The sequence below is a fragment of the Caldimonas tepidiphila genome, assembly GCF_003569765.1.
GTDB classification, from domain to species: Bacteria; Pseudomonadota; Gammaproteobacteria; order Burkholderiales; family Burkholderiaceae_C; genus Caldimonas; species Caldimonas tepidiphila.
The window spans coordinates 724-18033 of record NZ_KZ983971.1 but is presented as its reverse complement, the minus strand read 5'-3'; the positions used below and the strand labels follow the sequence as shown (position 1 = coordinate 18033).

Genomic DNA, 17310 nt, shown 5'->3' with positions numbered 1-17310 from the left:
CTCCTGCCCCAGCCCGCCGGCTGATCCTCAGTTCAGCACCCCGGCTGAATACGTACCCTGCCGCAGCCGTAGCGGCCGAGCGGCGTCTCAACTGAGCCGCGAGGGCAGGCGGCTGGAGGGGAAGGCTGAGGTGTACTGTCAACCGTAGACAGCGGGACTTAGGCCCCCTGCGCCCTGTTGCTGAAATGCTGCTGCGCGAAGACCGCCGGGGCCAGGTAGCCCAGACGACTGTGACGCCGCTGACAGTTGTAAAAGATCTCGACCCACTCCGCGGATCGCCGCCATGACCCGCGCTCGCGTCTACCAGCGCCGCTGGTGCACGAGCTCGGTCTTCAGGCTGCCCCTGCAAGCTCTTGATCGGGGCGTTGTCGTCGCAGTGAGGCTCATTGGCTCAAGCCTTTTAGGCGTTCCATGCCAAGGCCAGTGCGCTCCGGCTCGGCCAACAGGCCCGGCAGCACGTTCGCGAAGTCCTGGTTCTTCAACAGAGGGCCGAAGGCCGCGGCAACGGCTTCTCAGAGTTCAGCGGGGGCGGCGGCCATTTCTTCGGCCAGATCCTCGCGCCCATTAACGATGTTCAGAACGTCCTCAAGGTCAGGGCTAAGTCTGCGCACGCCGCAACACGCGCAGCTTCTTCGACTTCTGCACCGGCTGCGGGTCAGCCCTGTCAGAGCGGGCCGCCGCCGCATTGCAGTCGCTCGCGCCGGGCTCACTGATGGCCCAGGCCTTGGCTGAACTGCATGAAGCCGAGCAGGCACCTGGCCGAGCCAGCGCCTGCGCTTACCGAGGCAATTCCACCGGCTGCGCCCCCGGTCCGTCCCAGGCTGATGCTAGGCGCCGCCGCGCAAATCCTGCGCGGAACCGGCCACGGTGCCGCTGTCACACCGCCGCCCGCTCCCGCGGCCCCAATGCAGGCGAGGACCCAGATCGATCTCGCCGCGCCCCAGGCGCTGCACGAGGACCTGTCCGAAAAGCGCCTGCTGCCGGCTGAGCATCAGAAGCGCGCGTTCGAGCGGGTGTAGCGCCTTATGGCGCGCGTCGACGTTGGCATGCAGCTTGTAGCCGTGGAAGCTCGCCGCGCCCTACCTGGCGGGATGAACCGCTTCAACCGCCGATTCGACCTCAAGGGTTTGGTGGCCTGTCTCATTGTCGATGTCGCACACACCCCACCAAAGATTCAGAGCACCATCAGGTGCGGCTGAGCCTCGTTTCTAATCAAGACTTGCCTTGGGACGCACACATGACGCGATCTACAACGTCTTGGGTTGGAGTACAGTGCCTCTGCACTCCCCAAAACCTATGCGTCTGACCCCGGGCCTTTCGCACCATCCCTTGAGAATGACCGTATCACCGTCCTCCAGATAGGTACGCATCTGACCGTCTGGCATAACGATCGGCTCTTTTCCGCCTTTAGTCAGTTCGATCAGGGCCCCGGCTTGGTCCAGTGTGGGGCCCGAGAGCGTGCCACTCCCGAACAGGTCCCCGGGTTTCAGGTTGCAGCCATTGATGGTGTGGTGGGCGACCAACTGCGAAATGGTCCAGTAGGCGTGCCGGTAGCTCGTATGGGTCAGTCGTTTCGGTGCAAGACCTTGTTCCCGCATATTTTGGGACTGCAGATGGACCTCGAGTTGCAGATCGAGGGCGCCCCGTGCCCGATCAGACGAGGCATCGAGGTAAGGCAGCGGCTGCGGGTCGTCCGCCGGTCTTGAGAAAGGCATTCGGAACGGCGCCAGCGCCTCGAGCGTGACGATCCAGGGCGAGAGGGTCGTCGCGAAGTTCTTGGACAGGAAGGGCCCCAGCGGTTGATATTCCCAGGCTTGGATGTCCCGCGCTGACCAGTCGTTGAGCAGACACACGCCAAAGACATGGGCCTCCGCCTCGGCGATCGGGATCGGCTCTCCGGCCACGTTGCCCGGACCGACGAAGATGCCGATCTCCAGTTCGTAGTCCAGCCGCTTGCAAGGACCAAATTCAGGCTGCAATGCCCCGGGCGGTAAGGTTTGGCCCATCGGCCTCGGAAAAGCTTGTCCAGACACGCCGATGCTTGAGACGCGCCCGTGGTAGCCGATCGGCACCCACTTGTAGTTCGGCAGCAAAGGGTTGTCGGGCCGGAACTGCCGGCCGATGTTGGTGGCGTGATGGACTGAGGTATAGAAATCGGTGTAGTCACCAATGCTCGCGGGCACCCCGTACTCAGCCTGAGCCTGCGGAAGCAGACAGGCCGAGAGCGTTTTTTGCGTATCGAACCCCTCGCGCAGCGCTCGGGACAAGGCGAGGCGCAACGCAGACCATGCCCTGGGGCCCAAGGCCATCAACGCGTTCAGGGTCTCGCCTCCTGCTACACGCGCTGCCACGGCGGCTTCGCCCTCAAACGCTCCTGCCGTCGCTGCCGCATTCAGGTCGAGGATTTGGTCTCCGATCGCGACGCCGCCGCGAAGCGGCTCATGGGATCCCTGCCGGCGATACACGGCAAACGGCAGATTCTGGAGCGGAAAGTCGGTGTCTGGCGCGTTGGCCGACTCGACCCAACTGCGCAATCCCGCATCGTGCGTTTCGTTCAATTCGTACATGGACCTGCCTTCCGTGAAATCTCGGAACTTCAATATGTGTTTAGAGAGTGTCGCATGGCAGGCCAGCGGATAAGAGTCACTCCGGCAAGCGATACAACAACCTCGGGTTGCGGTTCAGGATACGGTCGCAGTCGTGTCGGTGCGGTGTCCAGTCGTGAAACAGCCGCAGCAGCGCCGCGCTGTCAGGTGCGGTGCCCGAACGCTTGGTGTGCGGCCAGTCCGAACCCCACAGCAGCCGCTCGGGATGGGCCGCCAGCAGGACCTCGTGGATCGCGCGCGCGTCCTCGTAGCCGGGCGCCTTGTCCGAGATGTTCGCCACGCCCGAGAGCTTGACCCAGATCGCGCCTCCGTCAAGGAGCGCGCGCATCGCCTTGATGCCGGCGTGTTCGGCGCCCAGCGATGCCGGTGCGCGTCCCATGTGGTCGATCACAACCGGCACCTTCGCTCGCCTCAGGCGAGGAGTGAGCGCCGGCAGCAGGCGGCTGTCGGTGAAGAGCTGCAGGTGCATCGAGCGCTCGCGCAGCCGGTCCTCGAGAGGATCGAAGGCGGCGAACGGGACGAAGCCGCCCATTGAGCGGGGATCGCCGGGCTCGAAATGCGCCATGCGCACCCCTCGCACCCCGGCATCGACCAGCCGGTCGAGGTCCCGGTCCGGGATGTCCGGCGTCACCGCCGCCACGCCCACCAAGCGTCCATGCCCTTGCGCCAGGGCGTCCAGCAGGGCCCTGTTGTCGGTGCCGTAGAAGCTCGGCTGGACGAGCACGCCATGGGTGATGCCGAGCGGCCCCAGGGTGTCGCGCCAGCGCTCCAGGGGCGCTGGCGGCGGCGTGTAGCTTCGCTCCTGCGCCATCGGGAAGCGGTCTAGGGGCGCCACGACATGTAGATGGCAGTCGACCGCCATGGCCGCGGTGAGGGGCGAGCCCTGTCCAAGGTCCATGGTCAATCGAGCGTGATCTTCGCGTCCCGCACGATCTTGGCGGTGCGCGCGATCTCGGTGCGGATGAACTGCGCGTACGCTTCGGGCGTGCTCTCGCGCACCTCGGCCCCCAGGCGGGCGAACTGCTCGCGCACCGCCGGGCGCTGGAGGACGTTACGGAGGGCCGCATTCAGGCGCTTCGCGAGCTCCGGGTCGGCACGACCCGGCATCACGAGGCCCAGCGTGGTGCTCGCGTCGAAATCGGGAACGCCCGACTCGGCCAGCGTCGGCACGTTGGGCAGCAGCGGGGAGCGGCGTGCCGTAGTGACGGCGAGCGCGCGCAGCCGGCCGCCCTGCAGGAGCGGCAGCACCGAGGAGAGCTGGTCGATGTGCAGGTCGACATGCCCGCCGGCCAGGTCGTTGTTGGCGAGAGCGCTGCCCTTATAGGGTACGTGCACGAACTTCACGCCGGTCGCGTCCTGGAACAGCTCGCCGACGATGTGGTTGCCGCTCCCGCTGCCGGCGGACGCCATAGTCATGCTGCCGTTCTTGGCGCGTGCCAATGCGAGCAGCTCCCCCACCGACTTCGCCGGCGACGAGGGCCCAACGGCCAGCACCATCGGCACGCTGGCGATCAGGCCGATCGGCGTGAAGTCACGGATCGAGTCGTAGGGCAGCTTCGGATACAGCGACGGCGCGGCCAGGTGGTTGACGGGCGAGGCGATGCCGAGCGTGTGGCCGTCGGGAGCTGCCTTGGCCACGGCATCCAGTCCCAGCGTGCCCCCTGCGCCGGCGCGGTTCTCGACGAAGAACGGCTGCCCGAGTTCCTTGGACAGCTCGGGCGCCAGGATGCGTGCGCTCAGGTCCACGTTGCCGCCGGGCGGAAACGGCACGATGAGCTTGATCGGCTTGGTTGGATAGGATTGGGCGTACGCAAGGTTCGCCACTGCGCACAGGGCGCCGGTCAGCAGCAGGCGACGGATTCGACGCATGGAGTTCTCCTGTAGAAGCCGGCGGCTCATTCCGCCTTCAGGTCGAGCTCGCGCGCCAGGCGCACGTTCGCCTCGATCTCGCGCTTCACCTGCGCCGAGAAGGCCTCGCCGCAGATGCTCTGGGGCTCGAGGCCCGCGGCCGTCAGGCGCTCGCGCATCTGGGGCGAGCGGGCGAAGCCGACCGCCTCGCGCTCCAGCGTGCGCATGACGTCTGCTGGCGTTCCCGCGGGAGCCATGAGCCCGTACCAGGTGTCGACGACAAAGCCCTTGAGGCCTGCCTCCTCGAACGTCGGCACCTGCGGCAGCAGCGCCGAGCGCTGGCGTGCTGCGACGGCGAGCGCGGTCAGCTTGCCTGACTTGATGTGGGGAAGTACCGACCCGACCGTCGCAAAGGACAGGTCGACCTGGCCCCCCATGAGGTCGTTCACGGCGGGCGCAGCGCCCTTGTAGGGGACGTGAACCATCTGTGTGCCCGTGAGCTTGCGGAACGCCTCGGTCGCCAGGTGGGGCGAACTCCCCAGCCCTGGACTGGCAAAGGTCGCACCCGCGGGATTCGCGCGCACCCGATCCAGGAATTCCTTCAGGGATTTCACCGGCAGGGCAGGGCCAACTACGAGCACCGTGGCGCTGGACGCGAGCGTGCACACCGGCTTGAACGAAGTGGCCGCGTCAAACTTGACGCGCCCGGCATATAGCGCGGGGATCATCGTGTGGTTCGTCGCTGCCGCGAGCAGCGTGAGTCCGTCCGGCTGGGCCTGCGCGACGGCCTCGCTGGCGAGTACCGCATTCGCGCCAGGCTTGTTCTCGACGATCATCGCTTGGCCCAGGCCCTTGGCGGCGTGATCCGCAAAAGCCCGTGCGACGAGATCCGAGGGGCCGCCGGCGGCGAACCCTACCATGAGCTTCACGGGCTTCTGCGGATACGCCGCGGGCTGAGCGGCGGCGGCCGTCGCGGCTGTCAGTGCGGCGAGCAGGGCGAACACGCTCTGGCAGGAAATTCGAAGACCCGGGCGACCTTGCCGGGATTCGATGGACAGTTGAGGGGCTTTCATTGCTTGTCTCCTTGTTTTGCTCGGTTGCTTATTTATCTATCGCGCAGCAGACCGATGGATCGGAAGTCCAGGTGCGTCAAGCCTCGCGCGCAGCACCGATCCAGTCACCGACTCGGTGCAGTACAAGGTCGTGCGCTCTGGTCCACCGAAGGCCACGTTGGTCAGCGAGGCACCAGCGCAGCTGCGCAGCACGACCTCCGGCTCCGCACGGTGGTTAAGCACCCAGGCAAGTCCCAGCCCCGGGTTGGCGACGATGAGCCGCCCCTTGCCATCCATCGCCAGGCCGTCCGGACCACTGGGACCGTAGGAGGTGAAGAAAGTGCTGACCTTGGACACGCTGCCGTCCTCGAGCAGTGGCACGCGCCACACGGCGTTGCCGCGAGTCACGGCGAGGAACAGCACCCGCTCGTCCGCCGAAAGCGCCACACCGTTCGGACTCGGCACGTTGGACAACAGCACCTCGAGTCGACCGTCGGTCCGCAAGCGGTACAACCGACCCGTCGGATCATGCAAGCCGGTCTGGCCCTGATCGGTGAAGTAGAGATTGCCCTGACTGTCGAAGATCAGGTCGTTGACGCCCTTGAAGCGTTCGCTGTTGCGCCGCTCCAGGTACGGCCGGACTGCGCCGCTCGACACGTCACAGACCATCAGGCCGTTGCGGTAGTCGGTGACCAGCAACTCCCGGTCATTCAGGAACTTCATGCCGTTGGGCTCGCCGGCCCATTCGGCGACCTGCTCCCACTCGCCGTCGGAACTGATGCGGAAGATGCGCCCGAAAGGAATGTCGCAGACGTAGAGGTTGCCCTTTGCGTCAAAGACGGGCCCCTCCAGGAACGAGTCGGTCGGCTGACCACCGCGATTCGCATCCGCCCATTCCGAACGAACGTCGGTGCGGCGGAAGCGATCTGGCATGCGAGAGAACACCTCGGTGTCCCGCAGGATGGGTGCTTGCAGCAGGAACATGAGGCCCCCTTTGTCCAGTACAGCTTACTGGCGCTCGAAGGCAGTGTTCGCTGCCACCTTGCCCCAGGAGACGGTCCGTTCGCCCAGTTCCTTGGTGAAGGTGGGAGCATCCCAGTATCCGGGCTCGGAAGCGATGCTCTCCGCGAACGCCTTCATGTCCGGCGATGCCATCGCCTTCGCAATCTCCATCTGCAGCCGATCGATCACGACCTTCGGCGTGCCCTTGGGTGCCCAGAGTCCCGTGAAGTTGACCAGCCCGAAATCCTTGACTCCGGCTTCGGTAAATGTCGGCACGTCAGGCAGTGAGGCCAGACGCTTGCTGCCGCTCACCGCCAGCAATCGCGCCTTGCCGCCCTTGACGTTGCTCATGACACCAGGCGTGGAGGCAATCTGGAAGTCCACGGTGCCTGCCAGCATCCCGAGCGTGGCTTCGCCTGCCCCCTTGAAGGGGATGTGCATGAAATTCACCCCTGTGGCGATCCCCAGCGCTTCGCTGACGAAGTGAGGGGTGGTGCCCGCCCCGCCCGTACCGTACGTCACCTTGTTGGGCTCGGCCTTGGCATCTGCAATCAAGTTGGCGAGCGTCTTGTACTTGGAGTCGGCCTTGACGACCACTCCCATCGGTGCGAACACGAATGCACTGACGGGGATCAAGTCCTGGACAGGGTCGAAGCGTAGCGTCTTGAAGATGTGGGGAAGCAACGCATGGGTCGTGTCATTGGCCGCCAGCGTGTAGCCATCTGCTGGTGACAGCAGGACCTGCGACAGGCCGATGGTGCCGGTCGCGCCGGCCTTGTTCTCCACGAAGAAGGTCTGGCCGGTCTGCTCCTGCAGCTTGGCCGCCATCTTGCGCGTGACCACGTCGACGGAGCCGCCGGGCGCATAAGGCACGACGATCTTCACGGGCTTTGCAGGCCAAGTCTGTGCCTGTGCCAGGCCGGCCATCGTGAGGGCCGCTGCAGCGACCGCAATGCGCATCGAAAATTTCATGGCAATGTCTCCTGTAGAGGCTGGAGTTCAGTCCAGCTTGATGTCGGCAGTCTTGATGACCGAGGCCCACTTGGCGGTTTCGGCTTTCACGAATTCAGTAAGGTCCTTGGCGCTTCCCGTTGCGGGCAGTGCACCCATTTCCGCGAAGCGCTGGCGCATGGCAGGCTGGGAAAGTGCCGAGCGGAGTTCGGCCTCCATCCGGTTACGGATGGCGGGCGGAGTCCCGGTCGGCGCCCAGATCGCATTCCACTCGTAGGCACGGAATCCCGGCAGGCCGGACTCCGCCACGGTTGGAACCTGAGGAAATGCATCGACGCGTTGATCGAATGCAGTGGCGATCGCCTTGAGCTTGCCGGACTTGATCAGCGGCCCGGAAGCGGTGACCGCACTGAACATCAAATCGACCTGTCCACCAGCGAGGTCGGTAAGTGCAGGCGCGCCGCCCTTGTAAGGCACATGGACCAATCCGACGTTGAAGCCTTGGCCGAACAGTGCGGCGCTCAGGTGGGCTGCACTGCCGTTGCCCGCAGAGGCGTATGTGATCCGGTCCGGTGTGGCACGCGCACGCTGCACGAGATCGGCCACGGAATTGATCGGCGAGTTCGATGGCACGACCAGCAGGGTCGGAATGCGCGCCACCATGCCGACGGCGGCGAAGTCCTTCAAGTAGTCGAACCGGAGCTTCGGGAACAGGCTCGGGTTGACTGTGAACGACGTGGCGTCGTAGAGGAAGGTGTAGCCATCGGCCGGCGCTTGTGCGACCGCCTGGGCGCCGATCGTGCCACCGGCACCCGGCTTGTTCTCGACAATGACCTGCTGCTTCAGCCGCGCGCCGAGCTCGGTGGCCACGACACGAGCCACTGCGTCTGCAGCACCGCCGGGCGCATACGGCACGACCATCTTGACTGGCTTCTCCGGCCACTCCGCATGGGCAGCGCATGCACATGTCATCGACACAATGGCTGCAAGTGACTTCATCAGGCGTTTCATACGTGTCTCCGTTGTGGTGTAGCCGGGGGCTCAGACAGTCGCGATCGGCGTCGCGGGCGAGCCCACCGCACCCGGCAGGCGAAGGGGTGGCGCGGTAAGCAGGAAACGGGAGCGGTCATGAGCTCGCAGCCAACGCGCGAGCTCGGTCAGGTACCACAGCTCGCCGAGATGGATGCCATTCTTGAAGAGGCAGTGCTCGTGCAGCGGCAGCCGGGGGCGGCGCATGGGGGTAGGGGTGGAGAACTTGGGCACTACCAGTTCGACGGCCGGGTTGTCAGCCAGCAGGCAGGCCAGCTTCACGTCGACGATCCAGTTCAGTAGCTTGCTGTCCCAGCCGTCCAGACCGCTGCCGCTCTGATGCAGGTGTTCGACATCTGGGCGGCGGTTCATTGCCAGCAGCGTGTCGGCGAAGCCGGTGTGCAGGCACACCATGTCCCCGGTCTCGATCTCGACCCGATCGACTTCGAGAATGCGCATCAGCGCGTCGTAGCCCACCGCTTGGCGCTTGCGGCCGAGGTGATGCTCGAGGTCGATCATCACGCCGCGGCCCTGCGCGCCGTGCTCGGCCAGCCGCTCAATGCCAAGGGCCTCGGCGCGCGGCTCGGGATAGCGCGCGAAGGGCTCGGCGGCCGTCGGGTCTTCCGTGCCGGGCAGAACGTGCTCCCCTGCGCGAAAACCGTTATAGAACACCGCCTCGGCCTCGCCGTCGCCGTCGGCATCGAAGCGGCTGCCCACATGCGCCAGGCTGTCCCACTGCGTCGAGTACTGCAGGCTCATCAGCACGACGTCGTCGTTGACGACATCGGTGAGTTCCGCGTCCTCGGCCGCGTAGGACCAGCAGAAGCCCTGCTGCCCCGCGCTCTTGCCGTCGCGCAGCACCGCATACCGCCGCGGTGCCATGCGGCGCGGATTCATTGCCTGCCCGCCGGGCACGTCCAGCGGTAGGCTCAGACAGAAGGTGCGCCCCACCTTCACCTCGGCAACGCCTTGCAGCACCTTCTCGGTCGTCACCAAGTTCATCCGACCCCGTTGGTCGTCAGGTCCGAACTCGCCCCAGTTCGAACCCTCCGGGGCATGCTTCCAGCGCAACGACATGTCCACTGCTCCTAACTCAGCGGTTCAGGACAGCCAGGGCGTTCTGTGCGGCGGCCACACCCATCTTCACGTAGGCGTCGGCCGTCACGCCGCCGATGTGCGGGCTCAGCACGATGCGCGGCTCGCCGTGGAAAGGGTGAGGCGCCGTCATCGGCTCGATGGCGAAGCTGTCGAGGCCCGCACTCGCAACCCGGCCCGAGCGGATGGCTTCGAGAAGCGCGTCCTCGTCGATCAGCCCGCCCCGGGCGGTGTTGACAATGATCACCCCCGGCTTGCAGGCAGCCAGGGTCTGTGCACTGATCAGCCGGGCGTTGTCCGGAGTGAGAGGACAGTGCAGCGAGATCGCGTCGGCCTCGCGCCAGAGGGTGTCGAGGTCGACCGTTGTGATGTAGGACGGCAGATCCTTTGCGTACGGATCGAAACCCAGCACCCGCATGCCCATCGCGTCGGCCATGCGCGCGAAGCGCTGGCCGATGGCACCCAGGCCGATCACGCCGACCGTGCGGCCTTCGAGCTCGACGCTCTTGTGCGTCGCCTTGTCCCAATGACCCGCGTGCATGCGCTCGTTGAGTCCCACCACCGACTTGGCACATGCAAGCAGCAGGGCGAGGGCCTGCTCGGCAACCGCCGCAGCGTTCGCACCGACAGCGGCGACTACCGGGATGCCTCGTGCCGCGGCCGCCACCTTGTCGATGGTGTCGGTGCCGCTGCCGTGCTTGGAAATGACCTTCAGGCTCGGCGCTGCATCCATCGCCGCTGCGCCGACCTTGCTGTAGCGCACGATGATGGCCACCGGGTCATGCTGCTTGCACAGCGCAACGATGCCTTCCTCCGTGGGAGTCTTTCCGGCATAGACGACTTCGTAGTCGCCGAGCAGGGCGAGTGCTTGCGGCGCGAGGTCGGATCCGGTGACCAGGAAAACGGGCTTCTGGCTCACAGCGTTTCCCCTTCCTTGATCACACCCGCAGCGCGCAGCGCGCCATCCAGCCAGCTCGGCCGCAGTGCCTTGCGGCTCTTGATGTCCTCGATGCGCTTCGTCTCGGCCGCCACCTTCTCGGCCGCCAGCGGCAGCAGGGAAGCTGCCTTGTCGCGCTCGATCACCGTGACGCCATCGGCGTCGCCCACCACCAGGTCGCCGGGATTCACGGTCACGCCACCGATGGAGATCGGATGGTTGAGCCGCCCTGGCACGAACTTGGTCGGCCCGTTCGGGTTCAGACCCGCAGCGAACATCGGGAAGCCGAGTTCGCGGATCGCTTCGCTGTCGCGCACTGCGCCGTCGATCACGAGGGCGGCGATGCCGAGGGCCACGCACTGCTGCGACATGATCTCGCCCATCAGCGCGCTGCTCAGGTCGCCCTTGCCGTCGACGACGATCACGTCGCCCGGCTTCGCGACGGCCATCGCCGCATGGATCATCAGGTTGTCGCCCGGGCGTAGTTCGACGGTGATCGCCGGTCCGGCAAACCTCATCGAAGGCGACAGGGGGCCGATACGGCCGTGCAGCGCACCGCGCCGGCCGGCGACGTCGGCAAGGATGGACGAGGGGTACTTGGAGGCCTGTTCGACGATGTCGGGAGCGACACGTTCGATGTCGCGAATGACATCAGGCAATGCAGCGGCTTGACCCATGATGGTCTTTGCTCCTGTGGAATGCCGGCGCACGGGCCGGCGTAAGAGGAATGAGGCGGCGGCGGGTCAGTCGACCTTCGCCCCGGAGTCCTTGACGACCTTGCCCCATCGGACGATTTCGTCCTTGATGAGGGATGCGAACTGCTCAGGGGTGCCGCCCACCGGGTCGGCCCCTTCGTCGCTCAGCCGCTTGCGCAGGTCCGGCTGTTGCAGCGCCTTGTTGAACTCGGCGTTGAGCTTCGCGACCACGTCCTTCGGCGTTCCTGCCGGGGCCAGCAGGCCGAACCAGGTCACCGAATCGAAGCCCTTGTAGCCCGACTCGTTGATCGTCGGGACATTCGGCAGGTCGTCCACGCGCTTGGCCGACGTGACGGCCAGTGGGCGCATCTTGCCCTGCCTGATCTGGCCGAGCATCGTCGGGACCGAGGACATGTACAGCTCGACGTTGCCGCTGATCACATCGGTCATTGCCTGGGCCGCGCCCTTGTAGGGCACATGCTGCATCTGAAGGCCCGCGGACCTCTGGAGCAACTCGCTTGTCAGGTGAGCCACGGTGCCGTTTCCGGGCGACGCGAAATTCACTGCACCGGGCCTGGCTTTCGCGGCTTTCACTGCATCCGCCAAGGTCTTGTAGGGCGAGGCGGCACTTGTCACCAGAACCAGCGGGGCATTCGCGATGTGGACGACCGGCGCAAGATCCTTCTGCGAGTCGTAAGGGATCTTGGCGTACAACGTGGGGTTGATCGCGAGGTTGCTCGTCTGCCCCAGAACGATGGTGTACCCGTCTGCCGGCGCCTTGGCCACGGTATCCACCCCCAGGTTGCCGCCGGCGCCGGGCCTGTTCTCGATCACGAAAGTCCAACCCGTGGCTGCAGCCACCTTCTGGCTGGTTTCACGCGCGATGGTGTCGGTGCCGCCGCCCGGCGGGAAGGGCACGACGAGGCGGATAGGCTTGGCCGGCCAAGCCTGTGCGAAGGCACCGGTGGACAAGGTGGCGGCAGCAAGTGCCAGCAAGGTGCGGCGGGTCAAACTCATGGCTGTCTCCAAAGGGAACGTGGTCCTGGTTTCGGCCTCACGGCAAGTGAGGTTCTTTGTTCTGGCTTGAGTATTCGCCTGCCAACACATACAGTCCAATCGATTGTTTTTGAAAAAACATAGATCAGGCTTTTGGTATGGATCTGCGAGACCTGCGCTACTTCGAAGTCATCGCTCAACTCGAGCACATCGGACGGGCGGCGGAACGGCTGCACCGCACCCAGCCTGCTTTGACCAGTTGTATTGATCGCTTGGAGGAGGAATGCGGCGCGCCGCTGTTCGAGAAGGCCGGTCGTGGCATCCGGCTCACCATGGCGGGCAAGGTGCTACTGAAGTGGGCGCAGCGCCTGCGCTTCGATGTGGAGGATGCCAAGCTGGAGATCGCCAGCCTCGGCCAGGGTTTGTCCGGCCATGTGCGCATCGGCATCGTCCCCACTGCTGCGCAGTTCCTGTTGCCGCCTGCGGCGCAGCAGTTGCTCCGCGAGGCGCCCGAGGTGACGATGCGCACGGTCGTCGGCTTGATCGACACGCTAAAGCCCTTGCTTCGTGCCGGGGAGATCGACCTCATGATTGGCACGGAGAGCCCCCCGGAAGACGGGTTCGTCTCGCAAGTGCTCGCCGAGGACGTGATCGTGGTGGCTGCGAGTTCGAGCCACGAGTTGTTCCGGAGCAAGCCGACCCTGGAAGACCTGAGTGCCTATCGATGGGCCTTGCAGCCTCCCGGGGCCCCGACCCGGGACTGGCTTGATCACACCTTTGATCGGCAGGGGCTTCCCCGGCCGCGGGTGCAGGTGGAAAGCACGATGCTGCTGATGCTGCCCACCCTGATCGCCGAGACAGGCCTTTTGAGCTTCATCTCACGTCACCATCTCGAGGGTCGGCAGGACGGCACGAAGCTGAAGGAGATTCCGGTGGAAGAGGCAACGATGCGTCGACGGCTTGTCGTGACACATCGTGAAGAAAGCTACTTGCCACCTGTTGCCGCTCGTCTCATCGCACTCCTGTCGCAGGCGCAGGCTCTGACTTGAAACAGCGCCGCACGCTTTCTTATTGCCAACGCTTGTCAACTAATGCTTTTGGCCGACAGCGGGCTTTTTTGCGGCGATCCTCGCTTCATCTAGGCACACGCTTGGCCACGCTGGCTGCTTCAGATCATTGAGGACACGGCTATGACGAAGCACAGGCACCTAAGTAGGTTGTCGGTGTACTGCTGCAGCTTCTGGTCGCGATGGTGCTGCACGATCATGTCGCCTTGCAGCGCCAGCTCCTTCGGCGTCTTGGTCTTCTTGCTGCTCATCCCCGCATCATGACGCAGGGGCGGTCTCTAAAAGCTCCCTCAAGCAGCCGCCCGTGCATCCTTACTTTCAGTGGATGGATGCCCCTGCATGAAATCCTGCAGAAGCGCCGCCTGCCGGACCGTCGCCGCGTGATGGTTGTTTTCCTTCACGTGGCCATAGCCGCGCACGCTCTGCGGCAGGCGCGCCAGCTCCAGCGCGGTGGGCAACCGCTGGGCGTCCAGCCCCGCCGCCACCTCGCGCATCAGCGCCTCGAAGGCGCCGATCGCCGCGCGCTCGCCGCGCCGCTCCCCGGTGTGGCCGAACGGGTCCAGCGCGGTGCCGCGCAGGAACTTCGCCTTCGCGAGCCACTTGAAGGCCGTGGCCACCCAGGGGCCGTAGGACTGCTTGAGTAGCCGGCCCTGCGCGTCGCGCTTTGCGAGCAGCGGCGGCGCGAGGTGGAAGCGCAGCTTGAAGTCGCCCTCGAACTGGCGTTGCACGCGCTCGAAGAAGCCCGACTCGACGTACAGCCGCGCCACCTCGTACTCGTCCTTGTAGGCCATCAGCTGGTACAGGCTCACCGCCACCTCGCGGCTGAAGCGTTCGCCGCCGACGCGCTCCGCCTCCACCGCGGCGATCCCGCGCACGAAGTCCTCGTAGCGCTTCGCGTAGGCGGCGTTCTGGTAGGCCGCGAGGCGCTTCGTGCGGTCGGCGAGCAGCGTCGCGAGGTCGGGCGTGCGCCGCGGCATCATCACGATCGGAACGCCCCTGTCCACGCCGGCGGCCGCGCGCACCTTCGCCAGGTCGAGCGCCGCCTGGCGCCCCCAGGCGAAGGCGGCCTTGTTCATCTCGACGGCCGCGCCGTTGAGCTCGATGGCGCGCATCAGCGCGGCCTCGCCGAGCGGCACCCAGCCCTTCTGCCAGGCGTAGCCGAGCACGAAGACATTGGTCGCCACCGCGTCGCCCATCAGCGCGGTCGCGAGCTTCGTCGCATCGACCACCTCGGTGTCGGGGGCCGCGTTGCGCACCCGCGCCAGCATCGCCTCGGGCGACACGCTCCAGTCCGGGTCGCGGGTGAAGGCGCCGGTCGGGGCCACGTCGGCGTTCATCACCGTGCGGGTGCGCCCGGCCGACATCGCCGCCAGCGCCTCCTTGCCCGCGCCGACCATCAGGTCGCAGCCCAGCACCAGGTCGGCCTGGCCGACGGGCACGCGCGCCGCGTGCAGGCCGGCCGGAGCCGAGGCGAGCCGCACGTGCGACATCACCGCCCCGCCCTTCTGCGCCATGCCCGCCATGTCGAGCACCAGCACGCCCTTGCCCTCGATGTGCGCGGCCATGCCCATCAGCGCGCCGATCGTCACCACGCCGGTGCCGCCGACGCCGGTGATCAGCACGTTCCAGGGCCGGGCGAGGGCCGGCAGAGCCGGCGCCGGCAGGTCGGCCGGCACGACGGCCTTGCTCTTCGCGGGCTTGCGCAGCTGGCCCCCCTCGACCGTCACGAGGCTCGGGCAGAAGCCCTTCACGCAGGAGTAGTCCTTGTTGCACGAACTCTGGTCGATGGTGCGCTTGCGGCCGAGCTCGGTCTCCAGCGGCAGGATCGACACGCAGTTGGATTGCACGCCGCAGTCGCCGCAGCCCTCGCACACCTCCTCGTTGATCACGACGCGCTTCGGTGGATCGGCGAGCTTCTTCTGCTTGCGCCGGCGGCGCTTCTCGGCCGCGCAGACCTGGGCGTAGACGATCACCGACACGCCCCGGGTCTCGCGCAGCCGGCGCTGCAGCGCGTCCATGCCGTCGCGGTGGCCGATCTCGACCCCGGCGGGCAGCCCCGCCATGCCCCGGAAGTTCTCCGGCTCGTCGCTCACCAGGTGCAACGCCTTGACGCCCTCGGCGGCGAGCTGCTGCAGGATCTGCGGCACGGAGGGCGCGCCCTCGACTGGCTGGCCGCCGGTCATCGCCACCGCGTCGTTGACGAGGATCTTGTAGGTGATGTTCACGCCGGCGGCCACCGCCGCGCGGATCGCGAGCGAGCCGGAGTGCATGTAGGTGCCGTCGCCGAGGTTGGCGAAGACGTGCTCCGTGCCGGTGAAGGACGCCTGCCCGATCCAGGCCACGCCCTCGCCGCCCATCTGGCTGAAGGTCTCGGTGCGGCGGTCCATCCACATCGCCATGTAGTGGCAGCCGATGCCCGCAAGCGCCTTGCTGCCCTCGGGCACCTTGGTGCTGGTGTTGTGCGGGCAGCCCGAGCAGAAGTAGGGCAGGCGCTGCGCCGCGCCGGGCTCGGCGCGTGCAAAACCCTCGGCCGCGGCCGCACAGCCGAGGTAGGGCCGGCCGCGCTCGCCGAGCGCCTCCTCGCCCAGCACCTTGGCGATGCGGCGCGCGAGCACCTGCGCGATGTCGCCCGGCGTGAGCTCGCCGTTGGGCGACAGCAGGATGCCGCTCTTCGGCACCTTGACCCACTCGCCGGTCTCATCGTACTTGCCGACCACGCGCGGGCGGCTCGGCTCGTTGTAGAGGTGCTCCTTGATCTGGTACTCGAGGATCTGGCGCTTCTCCTCCACCACCAGGATCTCGTCGAGCCCCTGCGCGAACTCGACGATGCACTCCGGCTCCAGCGGCCAGACCACGCCGATCTTCAGCAGGCGCAGGCCCATCTCCCGGGCGCGCGCCTCGTCGATGCCGAGCATCGCCAGCGCCTCGCGCACGTCGAGATAGCTCTTGCCGGTGGTGACGATGCCGAGCTTAGCGCCCGGCGCGTCCCAGTCCTGGCGGTTGAGCTTGTTCAGGCGCACGTACTCCAAGAGCGCGTACAGCCGCTCGCGCTGCAGACGGTTCTCCTGCTCCAGCGGAGGGTCGGGCCAGCGGATCGAGAAGCCGTCGGCCGGGACGGGGACGAGAAGGCGGAGCTCTACCGGCACGGCCACCATCACGAGGGCGACCACCCGCATCACCATCACCACCATGGCTTCGACGCCGAGCAGGCCGGGCGCGGCGGCTGGAGCGTGCTGGTGGGCAACAGCATCCACAACTTCTGCGACGGCGTGATCATCGCCGCGGCCTTCCTCGCCGACACGCAGCTCGGCGTCGTGACCGCGCTCGCGGTGATCGCGCACGAGATCCCGCAGGAGGTGGGCGACTACATCGTGCTGCTCAACGCCGGCTTCACGCGCCGCAAGGCGCTCTTCTACAACGCGCTGTCGGGGCTGGCGGCGGTGGCGGGAGGGGTGGCGGGCTACTTCGTCGTCGGCGCCTGGGAGGACTACTTCCCCTACCTGCTCGTCGTCGCCGCGTCGAGCTTCGTCTACGTCGCGGTGGCCGATCTGATCCCGCAGTTGCAGCGTCGCTTAGCGCTGCGAGGAACCGTGGAACAACTCGTCGGAATCGGCAGTGGCTTGAGTCTCATTGCCCTGCTAATGCGCCTGCTGCATGTTCATTGATCGGAGCTGATGATCGACCGACGAGTAGAGACTGGGCAGCGTCCGCTTTCCCTTCATCCATGCGCCGCTCTGGGTCGAAACCTTCCGTTCAAGCAGTATGCGAATTTGCGATTCACACCACTAGCGATAGTTTGTTATTCCCGGAGATAGAGGTTGATTCCAAGGCCTGCTGCGACGGCCGAGATCAGTTCGGTGAGCTCGGGTGGAGGGGGCCTGTTGCGCCACGCGAGCCAGCAGGTGCTGAGCCACTTCCACCGGGCCAGCCATGATCGGACGCGACGCAGCGCTTGCGGCCAGCAGCATCCCAGCGCCGGACGTTGAGGTGCCGAGTTCATTTTTCCCCCGCACCCGTTTGGGTGCTGGTGAG

At 66.2% G+C, this 17310-nt stretch carries 15 protein-coding genes and 1 pseudogene; 2 read left to right on the top strand and 14 right to left on the bottom strand.

Annotated elements, in window-relative coordinates:
* Positions 1-158: 158 nt before the first annotated feature.
* The 12 genes and pseudogenes from D3A59_RS26200 to D3A59_RS03710 all read right to left on the bottom strand — a co-directional run.
* A pseudogene (locus tag D3A59_RS26200) lies at positions 159-379 on the bottom strand (integrase core domain-containing protein); the annotation flags it as partial.
* An 868-nt stretch (positions 380-1247) separates the two neighbouring features.
* Complete coding sequence (fahA, locus tag D3A59_RS03760) at positions 1248-2567, bottom strand: fumarylacetoacetase (protein ID WP_119153586.1); 1320 nt, start codon at positions 2565-2567, stop codon at positions 1248-1250.
* Between the two features lie 76 nt (positions 2568-2643).
* Positions 2644-3504: an amidohydrolase family protein gene (locus D3A59_RS03755; protein ID WP_119153585.1), complete on the bottom strand. Its 861-nt coding sequence runs from the start codon at positions 3502-3504 to the stop codon at positions 2644-2646.
* A gap of 2 nt (positions 3505-3506) precedes the next feature.
* The gene (locus D3A59_RS03750; protein ID WP_240635927.1) at positions 3507-4475 is read right to left on the bottom strand and encodes a Bug family tripartite tricarboxylate transporter substrate binding protein; all 969 of its coding nucleotides are present in this window, start codon (positions 4473-4475) and stop codon (positions 3507-3509) included.
* Positions 4476-4501: 26 nt separating this feature from the next.
* Positions 4502-5527 carry a tripartite tricarboxylate transporter substrate binding protein gene (locus D3A59_RS03745; RefSeq protein WP_119153583.1) on the bottom strand — a complete coding sequence of 342 codons (1026 nt, stop codon included), beginning with the start codon at positions 5525-5527 and terminating at the stop codon, positions 4502-4504.
* A gap of 36 nt (positions 5528-5563) precedes the next feature.
* The gene (locus D3A59_RS03740) at positions 5564-6490 is read right to left on the bottom strand and encodes an SMP-30/gluconolactonase/LRE family protein (RefSeq protein ID WP_119153582.1); all 927 of its coding nucleotides are present in this window, start codon (positions 6488-6490) and stop codon (positions 5564-5566) included.
* Between the two features lie 24 nt (positions 6491-6514).
* Entirely contained in the window at positions 6515-7480 is a 966-nt protein-coding gene (locus D3A59_RS03735) for a Bug family tripartite tricarboxylate transporter substrate binding protein (RefSeq protein ID WP_119153581.1), read from the bottom strand.
* A 27-nt stretch (positions 7481-7507) separates the two neighbouring features.
* Entirely contained in the window at positions 7508-8470 is a 963-nt protein-coding gene (locus D3A59_RS03730; protein WP_240635926.1) for a tripartite tricarboxylate transporter substrate binding protein, read from the bottom strand.
* A gap of 30 nt (positions 8471-8500) precedes the next feature.
* On the bottom strand, positions 8501-9565 hold the full coding sequence (locus D3A59_RS03725) for a cyclase family protein (protein WP_119153579.1): 1065 nt from the start codon (positions 9563-9565) through the stop codon (positions 8501-8503).
* Between the two features lie 16 nt (positions 9566-9581).
* Positions 9582-10502, bottom strand: coding sequence for an NAD(P)-dependent oxidoreductase (locus tag D3A59_RS03720; protein WP_119153578.1), 921 nt, complete (start codon positions 10500-10502; stop codon positions 9582-9584).
* Positions 10499-11197, bottom strand: a complete 699-nt coding sequence (locus tag D3A59_RS03715) for an RraA family protein (protein WP_119153577.1) — start codon at positions 11195-11197, stop codon at positions 10499-10501. The genes D3A59_RS03720 and D3A59_RS03715 overlap by 4 nt, the downstream gene beginning before the upstream one ends.
* A 66-nt stretch (positions 11198-11263) precedes the next feature.
* Complete coding sequence (locus D3A59_RS03710) at positions 11264-12232, bottom strand: Bug family tripartite tricarboxylate transporter substrate binding protein (protein WP_119153576.1); 969 nt, start codon at positions 12230-12232, stop codon at positions 11264-11266.
* Positions 12233-12369: 137 nt separating this feature from the next.
* On the opposite strand from D3A59_RS03710, the gene D3A59_RS03705 reads away from it, so the two are divergent.
* Positions 12370-13260 (top strand): LysR family transcriptional regulator, encoded by an 891-nt coding sequence (locus tag D3A59_RS03705; protein WP_119153575.1) that lies wholly within the window; start codon positions 12370-12372, stop codon positions 13258-13260.
* Positions 13261-13379: 119 nt separating this feature from the next.
* On the opposite strand, the gene D3A59_RS25205 is transcribed toward D3A59_RS03705, so the two are convergent.
* Together D3A59_RS25205 and D3A59_RS26195 are read right to left on the bottom strand one after the other, a co-directional pair.
* Complete coding sequence (locus tag D3A59_RS25205; protein WP_157991386.1) at positions 13380-13529, bottom strand: hypothetical protein; 150 nt, start codon at positions 13527-13529, stop codon at positions 13380-13382.
* Between the two features lie 39 nt (positions 13530-13568).
* Complete coding sequence (locus D3A59_RS26195; protein ID WP_240635928.1) at positions 13569-16433, bottom strand: indolepyruvate ferredoxin oxidoreductase family protein; 2865 nt, start codon at positions 16431-16433, stop codon at positions 13569-13571.
* Between D3A59_RS26195 and D3A59_RS03695 the strand changes: the two genes are divergently transcribed.
* Entirely contained in the window at positions 16329-16943 is a 615-nt protein-coding gene (locus tag D3A59_RS03695; RefSeq protein WP_336470400.1) for a ZIP family metal transporter, read from the top strand. The genes D3A59_RS26195 and D3A59_RS03695 overlap by 105 nt on opposite strands.
* Positions 16944-17310 lie beyond the last annotated feature (367 nt).